Annotated in this window: 21 protein-coding genes; 20 read left to right on the top strand and 1 reads right to left on the bottom strand. The window is 44.7% G+C overall.

The genetic code is table 11. The features are described 5' to 3' along the window. Positions 1-168 precede the first annotated feature (168 nt). From asnS to WKT01_RS12135, 19 genes are all read left to right on the top strand, one after another. Positions 169-1,560 carry an asparagine--tRNA ligase gene (asnS, locus tag WKT01_RS12225; RefSeq protein ID WP_340312539.1) on the top strand — a complete coding sequence of 464 codons (1,392 nt, stop codon included), beginning with the start codon at positions 169-171 and terminating at the stop codon, positions 1,558-1,560. A 90-nt stretch (positions 1,561-1,650) separates the two neighbouring features. Continuing rightward, complete coding sequence (locus WKT01_RS12220; RefSeq protein WP_340312537.1) at positions 1,651-2,748, top strand: metallophosphoesterase family protein; 1,098 nt, start codon at positions 1,651-1,653, stop codon at positions 2,746-2,748. Continuing rightward, positions 2,745-4,382 carry an ATP-binding protein gene (locus tag WKT01_RS12215; protein ID WP_340312535.1) on the top strand — a complete coding sequence of 546 codons (1,638 nt, stop codon included), beginning with the start codon at positions 2,745-2,747 and terminating at the stop codon, positions 4,380-4,382. Before WKT01_RS12220 ends, WKT01_RS12215 begins: the two co-directional genes overlap by 4 nt. Positions 4,383-4,385: 3 nt before the next feature. After that, on the top strand, positions 4,386-5,720 hold the full coding sequence (locus WKT01_RS12210) for a CCA tRNA nucleotidyltransferase (protein ID WP_059066313.1): 1,335 nt from the start codon (positions 4,386-4,388) through the stop codon (positions 5,718-5,720). Positions 5,721-5,785: 65 nt separating this feature from the next. Then, positions 5,786-6,793, top strand: a complete 1,008-nt coding sequence (locus WKT01_RS12205; protein ID WP_340312540.1) for a CotS family spore coat protein — start codon at positions 5,786-5,788, stop codon at positions 6,791-6,793. A 51-nt stretch (positions 6,794-6,844) separates the two neighbouring features. Next, entirely contained in the window at positions 6,845-8,575 is a 1,731-nt protein-coding gene (locus WKT01_RS12200; protein ID WP_340312534.1) for a phospho-sugar mutase, read from the top strand. A gap of 179 nt (positions 8,576-8,754) precedes the next feature. Continuing rightward, the gene (locus tag WKT01_RS12195) at positions 8,755-9,027 is read left to right on the top strand and encodes an HU family DNA-binding protein (RefSeq protein ID WP_059066316.1); all 273 of its coding nucleotides are present in this window, start codon (positions 8,755-8,757) and stop codon (positions 9,025-9,027) included. A gap of 134 nt (positions 9,028-9,161) precedes the next feature. Further along, positions 9,162-9,401 (top strand): RNA-binding S4 domain-containing protein, encoded by a 240-nt coding sequence (locus WKT01_RS12190; RefSeq protein ID WP_059066317.1) that lies wholly within the window; start codon positions 9,162-9,164, stop codon positions 9,399-9,401. A gap of 64 nt (positions 9,402-9,465) precedes the next feature. Further along, the gene (gene yabP / locus WKT01_RS12185; RefSeq protein ID WP_059066318.1) at positions 9,466-9,750 is read left to right on the top strand and encodes a sporulation protein YabP; all 285 of its coding nucleotides are present in this window, start codon (positions 9,466-9,468) and stop codon (positions 9,748-9,750) included. A 10-nt stretch (positions 9,751-9,760) separates the two neighbouring features. Continuing rightward, positions 9,761-10,093 carry a spore cortex biosynthesis protein YabQ gene (yabQ, locus tag WKT01_RS12180; RefSeq protein WP_059066319.1) on the top strand — a complete coding sequence of 111 codons (333 nt, stop codon included), beginning with the start codon at positions 9,761-9,763 and terminating at the stop codon, positions 10,091-10,093. Between the two features lie 49 nt (positions 10,094-10,142). Further along, positions 10,143-10,478 carry an FtsB family cell division protein gene (locus WKT01_RS12175; RefSeq protein WP_059066320.1) on the top strand — a complete coding sequence of 112 codons (336 nt, stop codon included), beginning with the start codon at positions 10,143-10,145 and terminating at the stop codon, positions 10,476-10,478. 93 nt (positions 10,479-10,571) lie between these two features. Continuing rightward, the gene (locus WKT01_RS12170; protein WP_117975164.1) at positions 10,572-11,969 is read left to right on the top strand and encodes a SpoIIE family protein phosphatase; all 1,398 of its coding nucleotides are present in this window, start codon (positions 10,572-10,574) and stop codon (positions 11,967-11,969) included. A 46-nt stretch (positions 11,970-12,015) separates the two neighbouring features. Then, positions 12,016-13,452 (top strand): tRNA lysidine(34) synthetase TilS, encoded by a 1,437-nt coding sequence (gene tilS / locus WKT01_RS12165; protein ID WP_340312529.1) that lies wholly within the window; start codon positions 12,016-12,018, stop codon positions 13,450-13,452. Continuing rightward, positions 13,421-13,948, top strand: coding sequence for a hypoxanthine phosphoribosyltransferase (gene hpt / locus WKT01_RS12160; protein ID WP_059066850.1), 528 nt, complete (start codon positions 13,421-13,423; stop codon positions 13,946-13,948). Before tilS ends, hpt begins: the two co-directional genes overlap by 32 nt. Before the next feature lie 63 nt (positions 13,949-14,011). Then, entirely contained in the window at positions 14,012-15,832 is a 1,821-nt protein-coding gene (gene ftsH / locus WKT01_RS12155) for an ATP-dependent zinc metalloprotease FtsH (RefSeq protein ID WP_205408515.1), read from the top strand. 36 nt (positions 15,833-15,868) lie between these two features. Next, a complete protein-coding gene (locus tag WKT01_RS12150) occupies positions 15,869-17,932 on the top strand; it encodes a glycoside hydrolase family 13 protein (protein ID WP_117975138.1) in 2,064 nt (687 codons plus the stop codon). Positions 17,933-18,079: 147 nt separating this feature from the next. Then, positions 18,080-18,943, top strand: a complete 864-nt coding sequence (locus WKT01_RS12145) for a pyridoxamine kinase (RefSeq protein ID WP_059066324.1) — start codon at positions 18,080-18,082, stop codon at positions 18,941-18,943. Then, positions 18,940-19,461 (top strand): TIGR04002 family protein, encoded by a 522-nt coding sequence (locus tag WKT01_RS12140; protein WP_059066325.1) that lies wholly within the window; start codon positions 18,940-18,942, stop codon positions 19,459-19,461. The genes WKT01_RS12145 and WKT01_RS12140 overlap by 4 nt, the downstream gene beginning before the upstream one ends. A gap of 30 nt (positions 19,462-19,491) precedes the next feature. Beyond that, a complete protein-coding gene (locus WKT01_RS12135; protein WP_059066326.1) occupies positions 19,492-20,088 on the top strand; it encodes a TIGR04100 family radical SAM protein in 597 nt (198 codons plus the stop codon). A 51-nt stretch (positions 20,089-20,139) separates the two neighbouring features. On the opposite strand, the gene hydA is transcribed toward WKT01_RS12135, so the two are convergent. Next, entirely contained in the window at positions 20,140-21,525 is a 1,386-nt protein-coding gene (gene hydA, locus WKT01_RS12130) for a dihydropyrimidinase (RefSeq protein WP_059066327.1), read from the bottom strand. A 151-nt stretch (positions 21,526-21,676) separates the two neighbouring features. Here hydA and WKT01_RS12125 point away from each other — a divergent pair, with 151 nt between their 5' ends. Further along, a complete protein-coding gene (locus WKT01_RS12125; RefSeq protein ID WP_059066328.1) occupies positions 21,677-25,258 on the top strand; it encodes an ABC transporter ATP-binding protein/permease in 3,582 nt (1,193 codons plus the stop codon). The last annotated feature ends 27 nt before the right edge of the window (positions 25,259-25,285 follow it).

The following is a 25,285-nucleotide window of genomic DNA, read 5'->3' as shown; positions in this document are numbered from 1 at the left end:
TCTATTTGCCTACTATGAGAGTATCCGGTAATACGAAAAATCCGATTCGGCAGGTTTTGCCAGTTTTTAGGTTTATAGTTGTATTTCATGCGGGTTCAGTGTTATAATAATACCATTACCCAAAACAGCCGTTCTTGGGCAGCTTAAAAAGAAGAAGGAGTATTGGTTATGGAATTGGTAACGATTCGGGAGTTATTTAAAAACAGAGAGAAGTATCTGGACCAGAAAGTGACCGTAGGAGGATGGATACGCAGTATCCGCGACTCGAAAACTTTTGGCTTTATCGTAGTAAATGACGGTTCTTATTTTGAGCCGCTTCAGATCGTATATCATGATAAAATGGAGAATTTCGGCGAGATCTCGAAACAGAATGTAGGCGCGGCGATCATCGTGACAGGTACGTTGGTAGCGACACCGCAGGCAAAACAGCCTTTTGAGATCCAGGCGGATGAGGTGACGGTAGAGGGAACTTCCGCGCCGGATTATCCGCTGCAGAAGAAACGCCATAGTTTCGAATATCTTAGAACAATTTCGCATCTTCGTCCTAGAACAAATACATTCCAGGCGGTGTTCCGTGTTCGGTCGCTGGCCGCATATGCGATCCATAAGTTTTTCCAGGAGAGAGGCTTCGTCTATGTGCACACTCCGCTGATCACAGGGAGCGACTGTGAAGGCGCCGGAGAGATGTTCCGTGTGACAACACTGGATATGGGAAACGTGCCGAAGAATGAGGACGGAACGGTTGATTACACGAAAGACTTTTTCGGAAAAGAGACAAGCTTGACTGTAAGCGGTCAGTTAAATGGCGAGACATATGCGCAGGCATTCCGCAGTATTTATACCTTTGGTCCGACTTTCCGCGCGGAGAATTCGAACACGACAAGACATGCGGCGGAATTCTGGATGATCGAGCCGGAGATTGCGTTTGCTGATCTGGAGGATAATATGGATCTGGCAGAGGCAATGCTGAAGTATATTATTTCCTATGTGTTAGAAGAAGCGCCGGAGGAGATGAATTTCTTTAATTCTTTCGTGGATAAGGGTCTGCTGGAGCGTCTGCACAACGTGGTGCATTCAGATTTTGCCCGCGTGACATATACAGAAGCCGTAGAGATCCTTGAGAAGAATAATGATAAATTTGAATATAAAGTATCCTGGGGCTGCGATCTGCAGACAGAGCATGAGCGTTATCTGACTGAGCAGGTATATAAACGTCCGGTATTTGTCACGGATTATCCAAAGGAGATCAAGGCATTTTATATGAAGCTGAATGAAGACGGAAAGACGGTCGCTGCGGTAGACTGTCTCGTACCGGGGATCGGAGAGATCATCGGGGGCAGCCAGAGAGAAGACGACTATGAGAAATTAAGAGCCAGAATGCAGGAATTAGATCTGTGCGAGGAGGATTATAAATTTTATCTTGACCTTCGAAAATATGGTTCTACGAGACATGCAGGATATGGACTTGGATTTGAAAGATGTGTCATGTATCTGACAGGTATGTCCAATATCCGTGATGTCCTTCCGTTTCCGAGAACGGTCAATAACTGTGAGTTATAAGCAGAAATATAAAAAGCAGGAAGTACAGAAACGACCAGAGAGGCGCGGCGGATTGCCGCGCCTTACGTGTATAAGAAAGGAAAAAGAGCAATGCGGTTTATTCATATAGCAGATATACATCTGGGGGCGACCCCGGACGCGGGAAAGGCATACAGCGCAATACGTCCAAAAGAACTTTGGGATACATTTGAATATGTCATAGAAGTCTGTGAAAGAGAAAAAATAGATTTGCTGCTCATCGCCGGGGATTTATTTCACCGTCAGCCGCTGCTTCGCGAACTGAAAGAAGTGAATTTTTTATTTTCCAGCCTTTCCCATACAAAAGTGGTGCTGATCGCAGGCAATCACGATTATATCGGAAGAGATTCTTATTATCGTACATTTCAATGGAGCGAAAATGTATATCCGTTGTTTGGAGAAGAGATGGAATATGTTGCATTTCCGGAGTTTCAGACAGCAGTGTACGGCTTTAGTTATTACAGTAGGGAGATTTTGGAGGCGAAATATGATACGGCGGTAGCATGCGGCGTACAGCCCTTTGAGATCCTGCTGGCACACGGAGGAGATGAGAAGCACATTCCTATACACAGAGAGAAACTGGAAAAAAGTGGTTTTGCCTATGTGGCGTTAGGGCATATCCACCAGACAGCGGAAAAACAGGAGAGAGGCTCTGGCTTTCTGAAACGACAGCGGATCTTGTATGCTGGTTCATTGGAACCTATCGATAGAAATGATATAGGCATACATGGTTTTGTCGAAGGCGAGATACGACAGGAAGGGGTATGCTGCCGCAGGGTGCCATGTGCAAAGAGGCAGTATATACATATGCAGATCCCAGTCGATGAGAGACAGACGGCAGGAAGCCTGTACAGGCTTATGAAGCAGGTGGTAGAAGAGACAGGCGTGGAAAATATATACAAGATCACCCTTAGGGGCAGCCGGGATGCGGACATCGTATTTGACACGGCAAATATGGATGCATATGGAAATATTCTGGAGATCCTGGATGAAACACATCCAGTATACGACTTTGCCCGCCTGGCTGAAGAAAATTCCCATAACCTTTTGGGAGTATACATCCGCATGCTGCAGGGCTGTCCCGAAAACAGTGTGGAATATAAAGCACTCTGTGAGGGCGTAGAGGCCATTTTGACAAATATGCATGGAGAAAAGGAAAAGCAGATATGATCATCAAAGAAGTGTACATACAAAATTTTGGAAAATTTTCAGAACAGCATTTTTGGTTTGAACCCGGAGTGAATATCATCTATGGGGAGAATGAATTTGGGAAAAGTACGCTCTGCGCTTTTATACGTGCCATCTTGTTTGGCTTGGAGAGAGGAAGGGGAAAAGCGGCGGCAAGAGATGATTTCAGCAGGTATGAGCCGTGGGATAACCCGAATCACTATGCGGGGAGCATGCGGTTTACCTGTGGTGGGAGGAATTTCCTGCTGGAGAGAAATTTTGACAGATATAGAAGATCTGCTGTTTTGATCTGCGAGGATGATGGGGAGGAATTGTCTGTAGAACAAGGAGACTTGGAAATCCTTTTGGGAGAGATGACGCCGGCTGTGTTTGACAACACTGTCCTAATCCGACAGATGTCGGCAAAGCCAGGACAGGAGTTAGCGGATAGTCTGCGGAATTATGCGGCCAACTATTATGAAACCGGAAGTGGAGAGGTCGATCTGCAGGGGGTGCTTAAATGCCTGAAGGAGAAACAAAAAGAGGCAGAGAGAAAGGTACAATATATAAGCAAAGAAGAGGAGCAAAAAAAAGAAAAGATCCGGCAGGAATGTAGATATATCGAGCAGGATATGGAAAAGATCCGGCAGGATTTCGCGGAAAATCAAAGCAGATATAATGTACAAGTCCGGATCGAAGCAAGCTTGCGTACCCGGCAGGAGCAGGCTGCAAAAAGCCGGGAAGAGGAGGTGCCAGGTGCTGAAGATCCTAAGAAAGGACAGGAAAACAGGACTCTTCTTGCAGAAGGAGCTGCCGGGATCCTGGTCGGACTGATAGCAGTGATGGCAGGCTACTTTCTCAAACAGCAGGAGTGGTTTCCGGGCAGTGTGCCGCTCATGGTGCTGTCCAGCGTGATCCTGGTGATCGGCATAATCCTGCTTGGTGTGGGGCTGGTAAGAGAGATATATGCAGATAGATCTGCCGGACGCCAGAAGATGCAGGATATACAAAGGCAAGAGCAGGCTGAGGAAGAAAAAAGAGAGGTAAAGCAGGAGTTAAGCAAGGCGGAAGAAGAGAAGAAGAAACTGATGTGGCAGCGGGAAAAGCTGCAGTCTGACTGGAAAGAAAAAGAAATACGTCTGGAAAATCTGCGTGAGGAAGCCATGGATTTTTCTGTGCCGGAAGAATTGGCCCTGTCAGAAGAAAGTGTAAGAGCATTGAAATTGGCGGAGGAGACGATGCTTACAGCGTCGAAAAAACTGCGATACAGCATAGATGAGAGGATGAATGACAAGGCTTCTGAAATTTTAAGCATTGTGACAGGCGGACGTTATAAAGAATTGAAAATAACAGAAACGTTTGACATATCTGTGTGGGACGGAAAGCAGAGGATCCCTCTGTATCGTCTGAGCAGAGGGACGGTGGAACAGATCTACTTTTCTATAAGAATGGCAGCCTCTGCATTCTTAGGAGAAGAGGAGATGCCAGTCATTTTAGATGACGTATTTGCGTTTTATGATGAGAAAAGAGTAAAAAGTGCATTAAAATGGTTGAGGGATACGAAAAAGCAGGCTATAATATTTACTTGCCAAAAGAGAGAACAAGAAATTTTTTATAGACATATGGAAGGAAGATAGTAGATGAAAATAGCATTGCCGAAAAAGGTGCAAATGATCATTCAGAATCTGCAGCTGCATGGATATGAAGCGTATGCGGTTGGCGGCTGTGTGAGGGATTCTATCTTGGCACGGCGGCCGGAGGATTGGGATATTACGACGTCTGCTAGACCGGAAGAAATCAAACGTCTGTTTAGAAGAACAGTAGATACGGGGATCGAGCATGGGACAGTTACTGTGCTTATCGGAAAAGACAGTTTTGAAGTTACAACATATCGGATAGACGGGCTGTATGAAGACAGCCGTCATCCTAAAGAGGTCATTTTCACTAACCAATTAGAAGAAGACTTGCGCAGACGAGATTTTACGATCAATGCCATGGCATATAATGATGAAGTACGCCTGGTGGATGTGTTTGGAGGAATGCAGGATTTAAACCGCCATCTGATACGCTGTGTGGGAAATCCTAAGGAACGATTTTCAGAAGACGCGCTCAGAATATTGCGGGCAGTCCGGTTTTCTGCGCAGCTTGGGTTTCCGATCGAGGATAATACGGCAGAGGCGGTAAAAGAACTGGCGCCTACGCTTAAAAACATCAGCGCGGAGCGTATCCAGGTAGAATTAGTCAAACTTTTGACCTCGAATCATCCGGAAAAAATAAAAGATGCGTATGAACTAGGGATCACCAGGGTAGTTTTGCCGGAATGGGACGCAATGGTCGGTGTAAAGCAGAATACGCCGCATCATAAATACGATGTAGCAGAGCATACGCTGCATGCTTTAAAAAATGTAAAAAGAGATAAGATATTAAGGCTTACAATGTTGTTCCATGATATGGGCAAGCCCTCCATGAAAACGACCGATGAAAAGGGAATCGATCATTTTAAGGGACATGCGTTGGTGAGTGAAGAGATCGCGCGGAAAATACTGCGTCGTTTGAAATTCGATAACGATACAGTGAAAAAGGTGACCCGTCTGGTGTGCTACCACGATTACCGTATCGAGGCGACGCCTAAGAATGTTCGGCGCGCCATGAACCGGATAGGGGTGGAACTGTTCCCATATTATCTGGCAGTGCGGATGGCAGATGCGAAAGCCCAAAGTCCATATAAGAGAAGAGAAAAGATTGAGAATATTGTCGCCATGCGAGAAGTATATCAGGAGGTACTTCTTAATCAAGAGTGTGTTACACTCAGAGATCTGGCGGTAAGTGGAAGAGATCTGATGGCGCTTGGCATGCAGCCGGGAAGAGAACTGGGCAGCATGCTCTCAGAACTTTTGGAATGGGTCATCGATGATCCAGAGTGCAACAAAAAAGAGATTTTGTGTGAATATGTGAAAGAAAAACTTGGTTTATAGCATACTTGGGCTGTTCCCTTCATAGATTAGAAAGAACTATGAATCGTATAATGCAGGGGGCAGCCATGAAGGAGTATGAATTAGAAGTATTGGAACAATATGACATGGAAGTGAGAAGCACCCGCAGGATCAGGGGTGCGTTTTTTTGCGAAACAAATGAGGGGACGATGTTGCTGAAGGAGACAAAGATATCTGCGCGTCGTGCTCCTCTTTTGTATAAGTTGTTAAGCCGTCTGGAAGAGGAATCAAAGCTTAAAGTAGATACGCCGGTTTTTACAAAAAATGGCGAGCTGTTATGTTTGGGCAGAGACGGTACAAAATATATGCTGAAAAAGTGGTTCTCCGGGCGAGAGTGTGAGGTGAAACGAGAAGCAGATATTTTAGAAGCAGTCCGACAGTTGGCACGCTTGCATGAAGTGTTAAACTGGGATGAAAATTTTGGAGTTTCAAAAGAATGTATTCCGTTTACAAGCCGCGTGCCCGAAGAGGAAGTAAAAAGACACAATAGAGAATTAAAAAAAGTACGCGCCTTTATCAGAGGCAGAGTAACAAAAAATGAATTTGAATATTTGTTTCTGGAGCATTTTGAGCGGATGTATGAACTGGCAGAGAAAGTGACTGTCCGGCTGGGAAGTGAAACGTGCAGAAAGCTGTATGAGAAGTGTATAGAGAAAAAATATCTCATACACGGTGACTATAATTATCACAATGTTTTACTGCCCGGAACGGGCATGCCTGCAGTGACAAATTTTGAACATTTCCGGATGGATGTCCAGGCACAGGATCTATACTATTTTCTGAGAAAAGTGATGGAAAAGCATCAGTGGAATGAACGGCTTGGCAGGAAAATGTTGGATTGCTATCAGGCGGTAAGACCCCTGTGCAAAGGAGAGAAGGAGTATATTGCTCTACATCTTGCGTACCCGGAAAAATTTTGGAAAACAGCGAGCGGATATTATCATTCTAATAAAGCATGGATACCGGAAAAGAGTGTTGAAAAATTGCAGTTGTCTGTTTTGCAGGCAGAAGAAAAGTTGGAATTTATAGAAAATATATTTACTTTAAATTTATAAAGGCCTGTTGTATAATAAAAATAGATTTATTATATGTCAGGAGGTACCAGTATGGACTACAGAAAAGGCTATGAGCAGTGGCTTTCCGATTCTTATTTTGACGATGAGACAAAGGCAGAATTAGAAGCTATCAAAGAAGATGATAAGGAGATCAAAGAGCGTTTCTATACGGAACTGGAATTTGGAACAGCCGGGCTGCGCGGCGTGATCGGCGCAGGAACGAACCGGATGAATATTTATACAGTGAGAAAGGCTACACAGGGGCTGGCAAACTATATTTTGAAAAAGAACGGGGAGAAAAAAGGTGTGGCGATTGCTTTTGATTCCCGCCGGATGTCGCCGGAATTTGCGCAGGAAGCAGCCTTATGCCTGGCGGCAAACGGAATCAAGGCATATGTGTTTGAGTCTCTGCGTCCTACGCCGGAACTTTCGTATGCTGTGAGAAAATTAGCGTGTATTGCCGGTATTAATATAACGGCAAGTCATAATCCGCCTGAATATAACGGATATAAGGTATACTGGGAAGATGGCGCGCAGATCACCCCGCCTCATGATAAAGGGATCATGGATGAGGTGAAAGCGGTAGAAAGTTATACAGAAGTAAAGACGATGTCACTGGAAGCGGCGAAAGAAGCCGGACTTTATGAGACGATCGGGGCACAGATAGACGATGCTTATATTGCGGAACTCAAAAAGCAAGTATTGCATCAAGATGCGATAGACGCAGCAGGAAAAGAACTGAAGATCGTATACACGCCGCTTCACGGAACCGGAAATATTCCTGCGCGCCGTATTTTGCAAGAACTCGGTTTTGAAAATGTCTATGTAGTGAAAGAACAGGAACTTCCAGATGGAGAATTCCCAACCGTATCCTATCCGAATCCGGAAGCGGAAGAGGCATTTGATCTGGGATTGAAACTGGCAAAAGAGGTGGACGCGGATATCGTCCTTGCGACAGATCCAGACGCAGACCGTCTGGGTGTACGTGTGAAGGATAAAAATGGCGAATACCATACGCTGACCGGTAATATGTCGGGATGCCTGCTTGCAGATTATGAGATCGGACAGAGAAAGGCGATCAAAGGACTGCCGGAGGACGGTTTCCTGATCAAAACGATTGTAACGACGAATATGGCAGACGCGATTGCAGACGACTATCACGTAGGGCTGATCGAGTGTCTGACAGGATTTAAATATATAGGACAACAGATCCTGGGATTTGAGACGAGCGGAAAAGGTGAGTACGTATTTGGTTTTGAGGAAAGCTATGGCTGTCTGATCGGAACACATGCAAGAGACAAAGACGCGATCGTTGCCACAATGGCGCTGTGTGAGGCGGCAGCATATTATAAGACAAAGAATATGACACTGTGGGATGCGATGATCGATCTCTTTGAACGTTATGGATATTACAAAGATGATATCAAATCTATCACGTTGAAGGGGATTGAAGGGATCGCGAAGATCCAGGAGATCTTGGAGACTCTCCGAAAGGATCCGCCTACAGCGATCGCAGGCTTAAAAGTATTAAAAGTAAGAGATTATAAGGCAGATACGATCAAGGATATGCAGACAGGAGAGGTGACAGGAACAGGGCTGCCGAATTCCAACGTACTTTACTATGATCTTGCAGATGGAGCATGGGTGTGTGTAAGACCTTCCGGAACAGAGCCAAAGGTAAAATTCTACTATGGAATAAAAGGAAATTCCCTTGCAGATGCAGATGAAAAGGCGGAAAAGATGGGAAAAGAAATCCTTGCTATGATCGATACCATTATGTAAATGTTTATTATTGCGAAAAACAGTTTAAAAAGGCGCAAAAACAGTAAAACTTCTTGACAAAGAAGAACGAAACCGTTATAACATACATAAGGGTGCTTCGTGTGGCCGTTTATACACGAAACCTTTATAAAAGGGCAGAATATTTGTATTCTAGTACAATTAAGAGGAGGACATGATCCATGAACAAAACAGAATTAGTAGCAGCGATCGCTGAGACAGCAGAAATTTCTAAAAAAGACTCTGAAAAAGCATTGAAGGCTTTTATCGATGTAGTAACAGAACAGATGAAAAAAGGAGATAAAGTACAGTTAGTAGGTTTCGGAACATTTGAAGTAAGCGAAAGAGCTGCAAGAGAGGGAAGGAATCCTCAGACAGGCAAGACAATGAAGATCGCTGCTTGCAAGGCTCCGAAATTCAAAGCAGGAAAGGCATTAAAAGACGCTTTGAACTAATGAGTGTATAAAAAGAGGACAGGTTGTTGTCCCCTATAAGAAAGATATAAGAGCACTTATGATGTACGGCATTGTAAGTGCTCTTTATTATGACAGCGACAGAGTTGTCCGATTGGTTTTAAGGGAGGAGAAAGATGCGACTTGATAAATTCTTGAAAGTATCCCGTCTGATCAAAAGAAGGACGGTAGCCAATGAGGCTTGTGACGCAGGCAGGGTGTTGGTAAATGGGAAATCTGCAAAGGCATCCGTAAAGGTAAAACCGGGAGATGTCATAGAAATCCAGTTTGGAACAAGATCTGTGAAAGTGGAAGTTCTGGCTATACAGGATACAACAAAAAAGGAAGAAGCAAAAGAACTGTTCAAATATCTGTAAATTACAGACATAATCGAACATAACCCCTCATATATATAAAAAAGCACAGGAAGGGGGCGTCTGTATGGAAGAACAACGGATCATGAAAGCACATAAATTGATCATAAATAACCGAAAAACCAGTATGGTGACAGGAGTACTGGATGTCCTTTCATTTGATTTGAACGAGATATTGCTGGAGACAGAGATGGGAATGCTAATGGTAAAAGGAACAGACCTGCATGTGAACCGGCTGAGCGTAGAAAAGGGAGAGGTGGATCTGTCCGGGAATATTGACAGTGTCGCATATTCCAATGCAAATCAGGCGAGCAGACAGAATGAGAACTTTTTTGCGAAATTGTTTAAGTAGGTGAGCGCCTATGATGCTGGGAATAGAGACAGAAGCAATGATCTTTCTTTTTGCCGGGTTGTCTGGGATCACGGTGATGCTTGTGTATGATATACTTGTGTTATTCCGCAAACTGATCCGGCACAGATATTGGGCAGTCAGTGTGGAGGATTTCCTTTTCTGGTTTTTTGTCAGTATTTATCTTTTTTATCAGATGTATAGGACAACGTATGGCAGTATACGCTGGTTCTTTATTTTAGGGATCGTGTCAGGATGTCTGTTTGTATATTTTTTTCGTATGTTTTTAAAAAAAATATGGATGAAAGAACAGAAAAATCTTGAAAAGTATAAAAAAAACAGATAGAATATTTTTTATAACAAGGGGAAAATATTTTTAAATAGGGTGAGTATAAATGACGAAAAAGAAAAGCGGAAAAGTGGACAGGCAGCGTTCCAAGAAGATGTCACAGCTTCGCCATCATAAGAGAAGTATGATCGGGATCGGTTTTATTCTTTTGCTTTTAGCAGGGGTACTGACAGTCAATTCTTTCATGCTGCAGGCGAAAAATAAAGAATACAAATCGCAGGAAGCGGAATTGGAAGCAGAGATCCAAAAGGAAAAGGAACGTTCCGAGGAAATTGAAGATTACGAAGAATACGTGAAGTCAGACGAATATATAAAAGAGACGGCGGAAGAAAAATTGGGGCTTGTCGACCCTGATGAAGTGATTTTTAAGCCGGCGGAATAAGAACAAGTACGAAAGAAAACTCCAGGAGAAATTCTCCTGGAGTTTTTGCGTGCATGTGCAGGCGACAGGCCAAGAGGAAGGAGTATGAATACAATGAATGAAGGACAAGTATTACACAACAGCCCGTATGTTGCCCAGATAGAGAAATTTGCGGATTCTTTGAAACAGCTGTCTCGTACTTTTCTGGAACTGGAAGAAAAAAAGCAGGCATTTTCCAACGAAGAGATCGAGGATATGTTTCGGCGGGTAAAAGAAAAAGTATGCGGAAACTGTGAAAAATGCAGTTGGTGCTGGGGAGAAAATTTTGTACATACCTATCAGATGGGATATGAAATTTTATCTGCAATAGATCATTATGGCAATGAGATGAATATGGAAACAAAAAGAAAACTACAGCAGAAATGTATCATGGCACCCAGGTTCCTGCGGGAGATGCTGGAGGCATTTCATGATGCTAGACAGAATATGATCTGGGTCAATCGAATGGCAAGAAGCAGAGAAGGATGTGCGATCCAGATGGATACATTTGCGGATATGATACGCGTGACGGCGAAAGAGCTGGAAGACAGTATGTTTACGGATGAACGGTTGGAAAAGAAGATCAGTTCCGGATTAAAGAAAAGGGGGATCCGTGTATTATATACGCATTTTTTTATGAACCGGGAAGGAAAATATGAGATACACGTTACTGCGAGAGCTGTACAGAATCGTTGTGTCACGCAGAGAGAACTAGTAAAAGGTGTGTCAGATATATTGGGAAGAAGATTTATTTTGGAAGAAAACAGTGGGCAGATGCTCGGAAAAGAATATGCCACAGTCGTCTGTATAGAAGGCCCGGCCTATTATATCATGCACGGAGTAGCTCGGATCGGCAAAGGATGCAGTCAAGTGTCAGGGGACAATTTTATGATGATGGAACTGCCGGGAGGAAAACTGGCAGCGGCGCTCTCTGATGGAATGGGTTCCGGTGAGAAGGCATGCAGGGAAAGCACGCTGGTGATAGAATTGCTGGAGGAATTGTTGGAAGCGGGGTTTCCGGAGAAAACAGCGATCCAGATGATCAATACGACTTTGGTGATGGGCAGAGAGGAGATACAGTATTCGACGATCGATATGAGCGTGTTTGACCTGTATACAGGGGAATGCGAGCTGATCAAGGCGGGCGCGTCTTCCACATTTATCAAGAAAGGAGACGTGGTGGAGCATCTAAGTTCTACCAGTCTGCCGATCGGAGTCCTTCATTCGATTGAGATCGACACTGTAAAGAGAAAATTACAGGCAGGGGATTTTGTTATTATGGTGACAGACGGAGTACTGGATGCGCTTCCGGTGGGGGAACAGGATATTCTTCTGGAGACGATCATACAGGGCAGCGCGATCGTGAATCCCAAAGAAATGGCTCATCATGTACTGGAGCAGGTTTTAAATTGGACGGGAGAGGCGCCGACAGATGATATGACTGTGCTGGCGATTGGGTTATGGGAATGCTAAGGCAGAGATTCTTGCAATTTTGTCATAGATTGAGTATAGTTTACATATGATGAAAAAAATACAAGAGTTTATTCAAAAATATCATATGATACAGGAAAAAGATGTGGTGGTCACAGGCGTATCGGGCGGTGCGGATTCGGTATGCCTGCTTTTCGCGCTTTTAGAGCTGAAGCAGACATTGGACTTTCAGATCGTGGCATGTCACGTCAATCATCAGCTCCGTGGGGAAAGTGCAGATGCAGACGAAGCTTTTGTGAGACAGTTGTGCCGGGAGAAAGAAGTTCCCCTCAGAGTTTTTCGGGAAAACGTAGAATTAATCGCAGCAAAAAGGAAACAATCTCTTGAGGAAGCAGGACGCACAGTACGCCGAGAAGCCTTTTGGAAAGTATGTCAAGAGGTCGGCGGTACAAAGATCGCGACAGCGCATCATCGGAATGACAATGCGGAAACGATGCTTATGAATCTGGCAAGAGGGAGTGGGCTAAAAGGGATGCGTGGGATATGCCCGGTAAATGAGATCTTTATAAGACCACTGCTTTGCCTAGAGCGAACGGAAATTGAACAATGGCTTGCCGGTCAGAGGCTCTCCTTTTGCACAGATGAGACAAATGATGAGGATGCATATACAAGAAACCGTATACGGCATAAGATCATACCGGAGCTTGAAAAAGGGGTCAATGCCCGTGCTGTCCGGCATATATGTGAAGCTTCCGAGCAGATACAGGAGGTATGGGAATATCTGGAAGAGCAGACGGAGCGGGCGTACTGCGATTGTATACGGCGTCAGGAAGAAGGTATTTTGATCTGCAAAGAAAAATGGGAAGCTCTGTCCGCCGTTATCCAAAAGCTTCTGGTGAAAAAAGTGATGGAACGCACAGCAGATTCGTGTCGGGATATTACTTCTGTCCATATTGAGGCAGTGCAGGATCTGCTTGCCGGTCAAGTGGGAAGACAGATCGATCTTCCCTACCACATAACCGCACGCCGTGTTTATCCGGGTGTTCTTATCAGACAGAAAAAGTCCGGTAAGGACAATACAGGAACAAAGGCATACAAAAAAGAACTATGCATACCGGGGGAGACGGAAATAGCAGAGCGAAGATTAAAAGTTTCATGTAGGATTTTTAGGAAAGAAGCGGATTTTTCTTTCTCTTCTATACCACAAAAAGGCTACACTAAATGGTTTGATTATGCTATAATTAAGAATAGGCTGCTTATCAGAACTCGTGAACCTGGAGATAGGATCGCGATTGACAAAAAGGGCAGCACACAGAAGTTGAAGAAGTATTTGATCAATGAAAAGATCCCGGAAGAAAAGAGAGGAACTCTTTTATTTATAGCAGATGGACAGCAGGTCATATGGATACCGGGAATGCGGCAAAGTCAGGTTTATCAAGTGACAGAAGAGACAAAACAAATATTAGAAATAAAAATAACGGAGGAAAAAGCAGATGTCAGAGACAATTCGAGTATTAATATCTGAGGAAGAAATAGAGGATAGAGTCCAGACATTGGGAAGACAGATCAGTGAAGATTATGCGGGAAAACAGGTGCATTTAATCTGCATCTTAAAAGGCGGCGCTTTCTTTATGTGTGAACTGGCAAAGAGAATCACAGTGCCGGTTTCTATGGATTTTATGAGTGTTGGAAGTTATGGAGACGGTACGGCGTCGAGTGGAGTTGTGCGTATCGCGAAAGACCTGGATGAGGCGATCGAAGGAAAGGACGTCCTGATCGTAGAAGATATTATCGATTCAGGCCGTACTTTGTACTATCTGATCGATGTTTTAAAACACAGAAATCCGAAAAGTGTGCGTTTATGCACCTTGTTGGATAAGCCGGACCGCAGAGTGAAAGATGTAAAAGTGGATTATGTCGGGTTTGAGATACCAGATGAATTTGTAGTAGGATATGGTCTGGACTATGCCCAGAAATATAGAAATCTGCCCTATGTAGGTGTGGTAGAAGGCGTAGAATAAACAGGAAGGAGACAAAACGGATTGAACAATAAGAAATACAGGGGCGTAAGCGGAGTTACGGTCATGACGTTTGCCCTTATCGTCGTGCTTGCATTTTGGTTGATGAACCGTATGCAGATGCATCAGCAGGAGCTGACTTACACCCAGTTTGAACAGGAAGTAGAAGACAAAAATGTGACAGATGCTGTGATCGGCCAAAATAAGGCTGTTCCTACAGGTTCTGTAACAGTCACTTTAAAAAATGAAGACAATGCCAGGACAGTATATGTGTCGGATGTAAAAGAAGTACAAAAACTTCTGGAAAAATACGGCGTGGATTATAAAATGTCTAATGTGCAGCAGGATTCTGTTATGACGACAGTCATGCTGCCGCTTTTGATCACATTTGCGGGGATCGCGCTGATCTTTTTCCTTATGAATCGGCAGGGCGGCGGCGCTAATGCCAAGGCGATGAATTTTGGGAAAAGCCGTGCAAAAATGAGCACGCAAAGCGATATAAAAGTGACCTTTGCAAATGTGGCAGGTCTCAAAGAGGAAAAAGAAGAACTAGAAGAAATTGTCGATTTTTTGAAAGCGCCTAAGAAATATATCCAGGTCGGGGCGAGAATCCCCAAAGGCGTCTTGTTAGAAGGACCTCCGGGAACGGGAAAGACACTTCTGGCAAAAGCAGTTGCCGGAGAGGCGGGAGTACCGTTTTTTAGTATTTCCGGTTCGGATTTTGTAGAAATGTTTGTAGGTGTGGGAGCTTCCCGTGTCCGTGATCTATTCCAGGATGCAAAGAAAAATGCCCCCTGCATCATTTTCATTGATGAGATCGATGCTGTTGCGAGAAGGCGTGGAAGTGGTCTGGGCGGCGGACATGATGAAAGGGAGCAGACATTGAACCAGCTGCTTGTGGAGATGGATGGTTTTGGTGTAAATGAAGGAATCATCGTAATGGCAGCGACGAACCGCAAGGATATCTTGGATCCGGCGATATTAAGACCGGGTCGGTTTGACAGAAACGTGATCGTGGGTCGTCCGGATGTTGGAGGACGTGAAGAAATCTTAAAGGTGCATGCAAAGAATAAACCCCTGGGGGATGATGTGGATCTGAAACAGATCGCGCAGACAACAGCAGGTTTTACCGGTGCTGATCTGGAAAACCTTTTAAATGAAGCGGCGATACTGGCAGCAAAAGAAAACAGAGTATATCTCCAGCAGTCAGATATCCGCCATGCATTTGTAAAAGTAGGGATCGGGCCGGAGAAGAAGAGCCGTATCGTCTCTGAAAAAGAACGCCGTATTACAGCGTATCATGAGGCAGGGCACGCCATCTTATTCCATGTACTTCCAGATGTGGGGCCGGTGTACAGTGTATCCATCGTTCCTACAGGGGGAGCAGGCGGTTATACGATGCCGCTTCCTGAACGGGATGATATGTTTAATACAAAGGGGCATATGCTGCAGGAGATCACGGTATCTCTCGGCGGCCGTGTGGCGGAAGAAGAGATTTTTGATGATATTACAACAGGGGCTTCACAGGATATTAAGCAGGCAACAGCGATAGCCAAATCTATGATCACAAAATTTGGTATGTCAGAGCGTCTGGGACTTATCAACTATGATAATGACAGCGACGAGGTATTTATAGGAAGAGATTTCGGTCATACTTCCAGAGGATATGGAGAAAAGATCGCAGGTACGATAGATGAAGAAGTAAAGCGTATCATTGACGAGTGCTATATAAAAGCAAGAGCGCTGCTTAAAGAATATCATGCGGTATTAGAAGCTTGCGCACAGCTGTTGCTGGAAAAAGAGAAAATCACAAGAAGCGAGTTTGAAGCGCTTTTTGAAGAAGATAAGCTGGAAAATAAACCACAGCTTTCCGGCGGGGAATCCTAAGAGCGATTCCCTTGTGCCGGATGAGGAGGTTTGTATATGAACAAGGACGCACTATTTAGCGACGGCACATCAGGATATGTATGCCCTGCCCAGCCGGCTGAAAATGAGAAAGTCAGGCTTCGTTTCAGGACAGCCAAAAATGATGTGGATGAAGTGCGTATTCTGTTGAAAACCGGGAAAGATATTATGCGGAAAGTGTGTACAAAAGGAAGCTTTGACTATTATGAGATAGAATGTCAGCTTACAAAAGAACCTTTCCGCTATTCTTTTGAAATCCAGAAAGAAAATAGCGTCTGTTATTATAATCGGTGCGGTGTGTCAGAGGAAATAAAACCGTTTTATGATTTTGCCATCGTTCCAGGTTTTCAGACGCCGGATTGGGCAAAAGGCGCTGTAATGTACCAGATATTTGTCGATCGGTTTTATAATGGGGATACGTCGAATGATGTAGAAGACAGAGAATATATCTATATAGGGGAACCGTGCGGGAAAGTATGCGATTGGAACCAGCCGCCGCAGGCAATGGATATTCGTCGTTTTTATGGCGGCGATCTGGCAGGGGTTCTGGAAAAATTAGATTATCTGCAGGAATTGGGAGTAGAAGTGATCTACTTTAATCCGCTGTTTGTTTCTCCGTCTAATCATAAATATGACATTCAGGATTACGATTATATCGATCCACATTATGGAAAGATTGCAGAGGACGGCGGCGAAGTACTTTCAGAAGACAGCCGCGATAATCTGCGGGCGACAAAATATCAGGTCCGTACAGGAAAAAAGGAAAATTTAGAGGCAAGCAATGCTCTGTTTGCAAGGCTTGTGGAGGAAATGCACCGGCGTGGGATGCGTGTGATCTTAGACGGTGTGTTTAATCATTGCGGTTCTTTTAATAAGTGGATGGACAGAGAGAGGATCTACGAACAGCAGCCGGAATATCCAAAGGGGGCTTATGTGGATGCGAACAGCCCGTATCGTAAATTCTTTCATTTTTTTGATGAAAGAGACAGTGCATGGCCATATAACGAGAAGTATGACGGCTGGTGGGGGCATGAGACATTACCGAAACTGAATTATGAAGACTCACCGGAGTTGGAGCAATATATTATAGAGGTAGGAAAAAAGTGGGTCTCTCCGCCCTATAATGTGGATGGATGGCGTCTGGACGTAGCAGCAGATCTAGGTTACAGTAATGAGTTTAATCATATGTTTTGGAAGCGGTTCAGAAAAGAAATCAAAAGCGTGAATCCGGAGGCTCTGATTCTAGCAGAGCATTATGGCGATCCGGCAGAATGGCTGCAGGGAGATGAGTGGGACAGTGTGATGAACTATGACGCTTTTATGGAACCGGTCACGTGGTTTCTGACTGGTATGGAAAAGCACAGCGATGAGAGAAGGACGGATCTGTGGGGCAATGCAGACAATTTTGTCAACACAATGAATCACTTTATGGCCTGCATGCTGACCCCTTCCCTCCAGGTAGCCATGAACCAACTTTCCAATCATGATCATTCTCGTTTTTTAACACGGACGAACCATATCGTAGGAAGAGTAGAGAACCTGGGGACAAAGGCGGCAGAAGAAGGAATCAATACAGCTGTTATGCGCGAGGCAGTCGTCGTGCAGATGACCTGGCCCGGAGCTCCTGCCGTTTATTATGGAGATGAGGCAGGTGTCTGCGGATTTACAGATCCGGACAATAGGCGAACCTATCCATGGGGGCATGAAGATAAGGAGTTGATCGCTTTCCATAAAGAGATGATAGGTATACACAAAGAAGAAAAACCACTGCGCACAGGCTCTTTGAAGATGTTGTATTGGGGAAAAAATATTCTTGCTTACGGAAGGTTTCAGGAAGAGGAGCAGATTATTGTTGTATTGAATAACAGTAAAGAGTTAAAGGAGGTAACTGTGCCGGTATGGCAGGCAGAAGTTCCGGAAAAGGGCAGAATGATCCGTCTCGTGTATTCATATGAGGAAGGATATACAACGGAACAAGATGAATATATTGTGGAAAATGGCGAAATCGTACTGAATATGGGACGTCACTCCGCAATTGTGCTGAAGCCTTTGCATTTACAAAAAGCAGAGGGAGATTTTTGATATAGATTTTATTATATAAAACTGGACTGTATAAATATGATAGAACTGGTTATTTTGATATAACCAGTTCTATGTTATTATAACAGAAAATGCATAGTCGGATACAGAGTTGATTGCTGTGACGATGAAAGAGTCAGGAGATAAAATATGACAAAAAAGATAGCGGTTATTAATGATTTATCGGGATTTGGAAAATGCTCTCTTACAGCGGCGATCTCGGTGATCGCGGCAATGGGAGTACAGCCATGTCCTCTGCCTACGGCGGTTTTAAGCGCGCAGACAGGATATGACAGTTATTTCCTAGATGATTATACAGACAAAATGGAACCCTTTTTTCGAGAATGGGAGAAGATGGGGGCTGCCTTTGACGGTATCTATACCGGCTTTATGGCAGGAAGCAGACAGATAGAGCAGGTATTTGCCTTTTTAGACATATTTTATAAAAGAGATACATTTTTGCTAGTCGATCCGGTTATGGGAGATAATGGGAAGCAATATGCTATTTTTACGCCGGAGCTTTTGCGTCTTATGAAGCAATTAGTTTTACGGGCAGATATCATTACACCGAATCTGACAGAACTTTGTCTTTTGACGGATACAGATCACCGTATGATAGAAAATATGACAGAAGAAAGGCATTTGTTGACAGTTATTTCTCAAATGGCGCGAAATATCATGCAAAAAGGACCGAAGATGGTGATAGTGACGGGAATACAATTTTTGGATGAAGCGGACGGAAAGGAGAAAATGGGCAATCTGTCTGTCACAAAAACAGAGGAACATCTCTGTGCATTTCCGTATATAGGAGGCAGTTATTCCGGAACGGGTGATATTTTTGCTTCCGCAGTGGCAGCAGGGACTGCGAAGAAAGAAGAAATCACATCTGTAATGGAAAAGGTGGGAGCAATGATCGAATGTGCCATGCGGGATGCTGTACAGGAACAGATTCCGAGAAATGATGGTATAGAATATGAAAAATATCTTTGGATGCTGAAAGGAGAACAAGAATGAAATCTAATACTTCAAAAATCGTAACTACCGGTCTTTTTGCGGCGATGATCACGGTGATGACAGCGTATATTTGCCATATACCATATGGGGCAAACGGGGGATATATCCATTTCGGAGACACATTGATCTATCTGGCGGCAGTATTTCTGCCAAGACCATATGCCCTTGCCGCGGCGGCGATCGGAGGAGGTATGGCGGATATTCTGACAGCGCCTATGTGGGCGCCGGCGACTATTGTGATCAAGATGCTGATCACCCTTCCTTTTACAAGCAGACAGGAGAAAATCCTGACGGCCAAAAATATAGCGGCTCCTTTTATTGCACTGCCGATCTCAGCCGCAGGCTATTATCTGGCTGAGGGAATTTTATTTGGTTCTTTTATTGCTCCGATTGCATCGCTTACGGGCAGCCTGATCCAGTCGGGAGGAAGTGCCTTGATTTTCTTTGTGCTCGCCTCAGCACTGGATAAAGCTCACGTAAAAGGGAAAACAAGACAGATGCTACATTTACAGGACTGACAGGAAACAGCATGAGGAGGATTAAATAAGATGGCAGATATATTATATACATATAAAGAAAATGTCTATGTAAATTTGACAAATAAATGTGACTGCAGCTGCAAATTTTGTATTCGCAGCCATCGGGACAAAGTAGGAGATGCAGATACACTGTGGCATGAGAAAGATCCTACATTGGAGGAAGTGATTTCTGCGATAGACGCATTTGATTTCAGCGGATATAAAGGATTGGTTTACTGCGGATATGGAGAACCCACCTGTGCGTTGGAAAATCTTCTGCATTCTGCAAAATACGCAAAGGAAAAATATGGGCTTAAGATACGGGTGAATACAAACGGACTTGCAAATCTATATTATGGAAGAGACATCATATCAGAACTGGCAGGAATTGTTGACAGTGTATCTATCAGTTTGAATGCCCCAGATAAAGAAAAATATATGGATGTTACAAGACCCCAGTTTGAAAATGCGTTTGAGGGTATGCTGAAATTTGCGGAAGAATGCAAAGAATATGTGCCGGAAGTCAAATTTACGGTAGTAGATGTACTCTCGGAAGAAGAAATCCAAAAAAGCAGAGAATTGGCAGAAAAAATAGGGGTCGATCTGCGTATCAGGAAGTTTGTATAAAAATATAAATAAGGAAGAATAAAAGTTAGAGCTGGTATAGGAGAAAATCTCCTACACCAGCTCACTTTTATGCCGCCTCAGATAGTGCCCATCGCCTTTTTTTCCTAGAAATTGGTTATTCTTTACGATAGTATTCCCCCGGAGCATGACAAGTTCTATATCGCCTTTGACCTTCCAGCCTTCGTAACAGGTATAATCTCCGGCTCCGTGCATATCTGCCTGGGTAAGGATACGTTCTTTGGACGGATCCAGAATCACGATGTCTGCGTCTGATCCGGGCAGCAGAGTTCCTTTTTGCGGATATAGGCCATACAAGCGGCTTGGATTGGTGCACAGATATTTTACCATCTGTGGCAGTGTGATGCGCTTTTTCAGGACACCTTCGGAAAACAGGATGCGGAGGCGTTCTTCTACGCCAGGCGCTCCGTTGGGACAAGCGGTAAAATCATCTGCTCCAGCCTGTTTTTCTCTAGAGAACAAGAAAGGACAGTGATCGGTCGCCACGACGTCGAGTACATCGTCGTGAAGCGCCTGCCACAGAGCCTGTGTATCTTCTTCCTTTCTAAGAGGCGGGGACATGATGGCTTTGAGCCCTTCTTGATCGTCCTGATAGAGTGCGTCGGTTAAGGTAAGGTATTGCGGGCACGTTTCCACTGCAAAATGCTTTTGCTGGGCAGCCTTTGCCTTTTGAATTTCTAAAAGTCCCTCTTTGCTGGACAGATGTACGATATAGACAGGTGCGTCCCCGGCCATTGCCGCTAAGTGCAGCATACGGTTTACAGCCTCGGCTTCACAGCGCGCCGGACGGCTTAAAGGATGGTATTTCGGCTGTGTGCAGCCTTGTTCTATGTAAGAGCGTCGGAGATGATTTACGACGCCGTCATTTTCACAATGTACGGCAATGACGATGTCCTCCTTTTTCGCTTGTTTTAGCACCTGGTATATTTCGTCATCTTTCAGCATAAAATCGTAGGTCATATAGATTTTAAAGCTGGTGATCCCTTCGTTGTCAGCGATTTCTTTCATTTCTTTTAGAACAGAGGGATCCACATGCTGTATAACGCCGTGAAAACCGTAGTCCACGACGGCTTTGTTATCAGCCAGGCGGTGATATTCTTCTACCTGATGCCAGAGACTGCATCCTTGCGGACCGAACGCCATGTGATCGACGATCGAGGTCGTACCGCCGCACGCGGCTGCTACAGTTCCGCTGAAAAAGTCATCTACAGCACGGTATTTCCCTGCCTGCAGATCCATATGAGTGTGTACATCTACAGCGCCCGGGATCACATATTTTCCGGAGGCATCTAGTATTTCGGCGTCCGGGGCGGACAGAGATTCTCCGATTTCCCGGATGATACCGTCTTCTATCAGAATATCACTTTGAAATATATGAGAGTCTGTCGCGATGGTTCCGTTTTTGATTATTTTTTTCATATTGCGTCTCCTTTCAACAGATTACTTTAGAAATATCATACCATTTTTCGGATATATATGTATATGTAAAAATTATATTATCTTCTTGATTCACATTTTAGTGAGTATTATAATGCAAAACATGAGGATATAAGACAGAAAGGGAAATGACATGCTTCAGATTCAACACATATGTAAAGAATACAGGACAGGCAAATTGGTGCAAAAGGCGCTGGACGACGTAAGCTTGAATCTGCGGGACAATGAGTTCGTGGCGATCTTAGGTCCCAGCGGTTCGGGAAAAACGACACTTCTAAATATTATCGGGGGACTTGACCGTTATGATAGCGGAGATCTGATCATTAACGGTATTTCGACGAAAGAATATAAGGATAGAGATTGGGATTCTTATCGAAATCATACGATCGGCTTTGTGTTTCAGAGCTATAATCTGATCCCGCATCAGACGATACTGGCGAATGTGGAACTGGCGCTGACAATTTCCGGGATTGGCAAAGCAGAGCGCAGGGAGCGTGCGCAGAAGGCATTAGAACAAGTCGGATTAGGAGAACAGGTGCATAAGAAGCCCAGTCAATTATCGGGCGGACAGATGCAGCGAGTGGCGATCGCAAGGGCGCTTGTCAATGACCCGGATATCGTACTTGCGGATGAACCTACAGGTGCGCTGGACAGTGAGACCAGTATCCAGGTCATGGAACTCTTGCGTAAAGTCGCTAAGGATCGGCTTGTGGTGATGGTCACGCATAATCCGGAACTGGCCGATGCATACGCTACCCGTATCGTGAAATTAAAAGATGGGAAGATACGTGCGGATTCCGATGCGTTTACAGTGGAGGAGAGGCTCCTGGAAGCGCCGGAGCATAAAAATATGGGAAAAGCGTCCATGTCTTTTCTCACGGCGCTGTCTCTGAGTTTCCATAATCTGCGGACAAAGAAGGCAAGGACTTTGCTTACCTCCTTTGCAGGTTCGATTGGGATCATAGGGATTGCACTGATCCTAGCTCTTTCTACAGGCGTGAATAATTATATTCAGTCGGTGGAAGAAGAAACTCTTTCAGAATATCCGCTGCAGATACAAAGTACAGGAGTCGATCTGACGACTATGATGACAGGCGGAGAAGGACAAGGCACGGCCGCAAAGCCAGATGACGGAGAGGTGCATGTGATCCAGATGGTCACGGATATGTTTTCTACCATGGATTCCAATGATCTAGAATCACTAAAGCAGTATCTAGACAGCGAGGAGAGCGGCATTGAAAACTATACGAATGCAGTAGAATATTCTTATAATATCATGCCCCAGATATACAGGCAGGATGGGAGCGAGATACGGCAGGTCAATCCAGACAAGACGTTTTCCGCGTTAGGGCTTGGATCTTCCACATCTTCAAACAGCCTGATGTCCTCTATGATGAGTACGGATGTGTTCTATGAAATGCCGGAAAATGAAAGTCTTTACAAGGGACAGTATGATGTGAAAGCAGGACGCTGGCCCAAGAATTATAACGAATGTGTGTTAGTGCTTACTTCCAGCGGAAGCATCAGTGATTTCATGTTATATACCATGGGTCTGCGTGATGTAGAGGAATTACAGGATATGATTGAGCAGTTCCTGGCAGAAGAAAATATCGATGTACCGGAAGATATGGGAACATACACCTATGAAGATATTGTAGGGATCACATTCAAGCTGGTAAACAGTGCAGACTATTATGCCTATGACAGTCAATATAAAGTCTGGAAGGATAAGTCCGACAATAAAGAGTACATGAAGCGGCTTGTGGAGAATGGAGAAGATCTGACCGTTGTAGGTGTGGTACAGCCTGCAGAGGATGCCAATGCAGTGTCCCTAACCCCGGGTATCGGTTATCCGGTATCTTTGACAAAACATGTAGTGGAACAGGCAAAGGAAAGCGAGATCGTAAAGCAGCAGATAGCAGATCCGGATGTGGATGTGTTCACAAATGAGCTGTTTGGAACGGAGAGCGAGAAGGAAGAATTTGATATGAATTCGCTTTTTACTGTAGACGAAGCGGCGCTTCAGAAGGCCTTTCAGTTTGATGAGAGCGCGCTTTCCGGCGGAATGGAAAACAGCAATATCGCAGAGGCCTTTACAGTGGATAGTGGAACGTTTGATATGTCCGGCATGCTTGACCTGGACGCAATCTCGTTAGACACACCGGATATGCCCGGTATGAGCCTGGGAGATATGCTGGAGGATCTGGAATTGACGGTTACAGAAGAAGGGATGGCAAACTTGTCTGCGGGTCTGGTGGCGGGATATCAGGCGTATGCGGCACAGCACCCGGAAGCAGATTATTCCCGGCTAAATGAATTTTTTCAGGCGTATCTGCAGACGGAGGCTGCACAGCAGATTTTAAAAAATGCGGTTGCAGAGATCATACAGGCCAATGGAAATGTTGCCGTCTCTACAGAGCAGCTTAAGCAGATGACCCAGGATATCCTGACAGGGTATCAGAGTTATGCAGAAGGCGCAGGATATACACAGACAGAGGATTTTGGAAAATATCTTGCAGAATATTTGCAGACAGAAGGGGCGCAGGGGATCCTTTCACAATATACAGGCGGTATTTTTCAAGTTAGCCAGGATGTAGAGATCACACAGGAGCAGATCGCAAAACTGTCCAAAGAACTGACAGACGGATACAGCACATATGCGGCAGAGAATCACTTTCCGGATCCGGCTATGATGGACGATCATTTTATGGAATATCTAAACACGGCAGAAGGAAAAAAGATACTTTCCTATGGCGTGATGGGGATGTTGGATATGGAGAGTCTGGGCGATCAGATCTCCGGCGCCGTAGGCAGCTACATGCAGGAGGCAATGGGAGTTTATACAAGCGCTTTATCAGAGGAAATCTCCGGTCAGGTATCTTCTGTAATGCAGCAGGTGATCAGCCAGATCAGCGCAAACCTGCAAAGCGCGATGCAGCAGGCGCTTAACCAGGTAGGCAGCCAGCTGCAGGAGAGTATGGGAAAAGCGCTCCAGATCGATACCACTGCTTTCGCAAACGCTTTTCAGATGAATATGAGTGAGGAAGAACTCACAGAGCTTCTAATGTCCTTTGCGTCCAAAGAAGATGCTTCCTATGATGGAAACCTGCAGAAACTGGGATATGTAGATTTTAACAGTCCCAGCGCGATCGACATTTATCCGACGGATTTTGAGAGTAAGGAACAGGTTGTAAAGATACTGGATGCGTATAACAGCCGTATGGAGAAGGAAGGAAAAGAAGAACAGGTGATTACCTATACAGATATGGTAGGAACTCTGATGTCCTCCGTGACGGATATTGTTGATATTATCAGTTATGTACTGATCGCGTTTGTGGCGATCTCACTGATTGTTTCCTCGATCATGATCGGAGTCATTACCTATATCAGTGTGTTGGAGCGAAAGAAAGAAATTGGAATCTTACGGGCGATCGGCGCGTCAAAAGGAAATATTTCTCAGGTGTTTAATGCAGAAACCTGTATTATCGGTCTGTTTGCGGGTTTGATGGGGATCGCGATCACGCTGCTGCTCTTGATCCCGGGGAATGCTTTGATCCACCATTTGGCAGGAAATCAGGATATCAGCGCGGTGCTTCCGGCAGTTCCGGCGGTCATATTAGTTGTGCTGAGCATAGTGCTTACGCTTCTCGGCGGTTTGCTTCCCTCCAGGAAAGCGGCAAAGAGTGATCCGGTCGCTGCGCTGCGGACAGAGTAGTATGGGAAATCACGGAAAATAAAGGAA

This window comes from Mediterraneibacter sp. ICN-202921 (genome assembly GCF_037890075.1).
In the GTDB taxonomy this organism is placed as follows: Bacteria; Bacillota; Clostridia; order Lachnospirales; family Lachnospiraceae; genus Mediterraneibacter; species Mediterraneibacter massiliensis.
This window is presented reverse-complemented; position numbering and strand designations above follow the sequence as displayed.

What these genes read in the sequence shown, in the direction of transcription:
- asnS (WP_340312539.1), top strand. Translation starts at nt 169, where the DNA reads ATGGAATTGGTAACGATTCGGGAGTTATTTAAAAACAGAGAGAAGTAT.
- WKT01_RS12220 (WP_340312537.1), top strand. Translation starts at nt 1,651, where the DNA reads ATGCGGTTTATTCATATAGCAGATATACATCTGGGGGCGACCCCGGAC.
- WKT01_RS12215 (WP_340312535.1), top strand. Translation starts at nt 2,745, where the DNA reads ATGATCATCAAAGAAGTGTACATACAAAATTTTGGAAAATTTTCAGAA.
- WKT01_RS12210 (WP_059066313.1), top strand. Translation starts at nt 4,386, where the DNA reads ATGAAAATAGCATTGCCGAAAAAGGTGCAAATGATCATTCAGAATCTG.
- WKT01_RS12205 (WP_340312540.1), top strand. Translation starts at nt 5,786, where the DNA reads ATGAAGGAGTATGAATTAGAAGTATTGGAACAATATGACATGGAAGTG.
- WKT01_RS12200 (WP_340312534.1), top strand. Translation starts at nt 6,845, where the DNA reads ATGGACTACAGAAAAGGCTATGAGCAGTGGCTTTCCGATTCTTATTTT.
- WKT01_RS12195 (WP_059066316.1), top strand. Translation starts at nt 8,755, where the DNA reads ATGAACAAAACAGAATTAGTAGCAGCGATCGCTGAGACAGCAGAAATT.
- WKT01_RS12190 (WP_059066317.1), top strand. Translation starts at nt 9,162, where the DNA reads ATGCGACTTGATAAATTCTTGAAAGTATCCCGTCTGATCAAAAGAAGG.
- yabP (WP_059066318.1), top strand. Translation starts at nt 9,466, where the DNA reads ATGGAAGAACAACGGATCATGAAAGCACATAAATTGATCATAAATAAC.
- yabQ (WP_059066319.1), top strand. Translation starts at nt 9,761, where the DNA reads ATGATGCTGGGAATAGAGACAGAAGCAATGATCTTTCTTTTTGCCGGG.
- WKT01_RS12175 (WP_059066320.1), top strand. Translation starts at nt 10,143, where the DNA reads ATGACGAAAAAGAAAAGCGGAAAAGTGGACAGGCAGCGTTCCAAGAAG.
- WKT01_RS12170 (WP_117975164.1), top strand. Translation starts at nt 10,572, where the DNA reads ATGAATGAAGGACAAGTATTACACAACAGCCCGTATGTTGCCCAGATA.
- tilS (WP_340312529.1), top strand. Translation starts at nt 12,016, where the DNA reads ATGATGAAAAAAATACAAGAGTTTATTCAAAAATATCATATGATACAG.
- hpt (WP_059066850.1), top strand. Translation starts at nt 13,421, where the DNA reads ATGTCAGAGACAATTCGAGTATTAATATCTGAGGAAGAAATAGAGGAT.
- ftsH (WP_205408515.1), top strand. Translation starts at nt 14,012, where the DNA reads ATGACGTTTGCCCTTATCGTCGTGCTTGCATTTTGGTTGATGAACCGT.
- WKT01_RS12150 (WP_117975138.1), top strand. Translation starts at nt 15,869, where the DNA reads ATGAACAAGGACGCACTATTTAGCGACGGCACATCAGGATATGTATGC.
- WKT01_RS12145 (WP_059066324.1), top strand. Translation starts at nt 18,080, where the DNA reads ATGACAAAAAAGATAGCGGTTATTAATGATTTATCGGGATTTGGAAAA.
- WKT01_RS12140 (WP_059066325.1), top strand. Translation starts at nt 18,940, where the DNA reads ATGAAATCTAATACTTCAAAAATCGTAACTACCGGTCTTTTTGCGGCG.
- WKT01_RS12135 (WP_059066326.1), top strand. Translation starts at nt 19,492, where the DNA reads ATGGCAGATATATTATATACATATAAAGAAAATGTCTATGTAAATTTG.
- hydA (WP_059066327.1), bottom strand. Translation starts at nt 21,525, where the DNA reads ATGAAAAAAATAATCAAAAACGGAACCATCGCGACAGACTCTCATATA.
- WKT01_RS12125 (WP_059066328.1), top strand. Translation starts at nt 21,677, where the DNA reads ATGCTTCAGATTCAACACATATGTAAAGAATACAGGACAGGCAAATTG.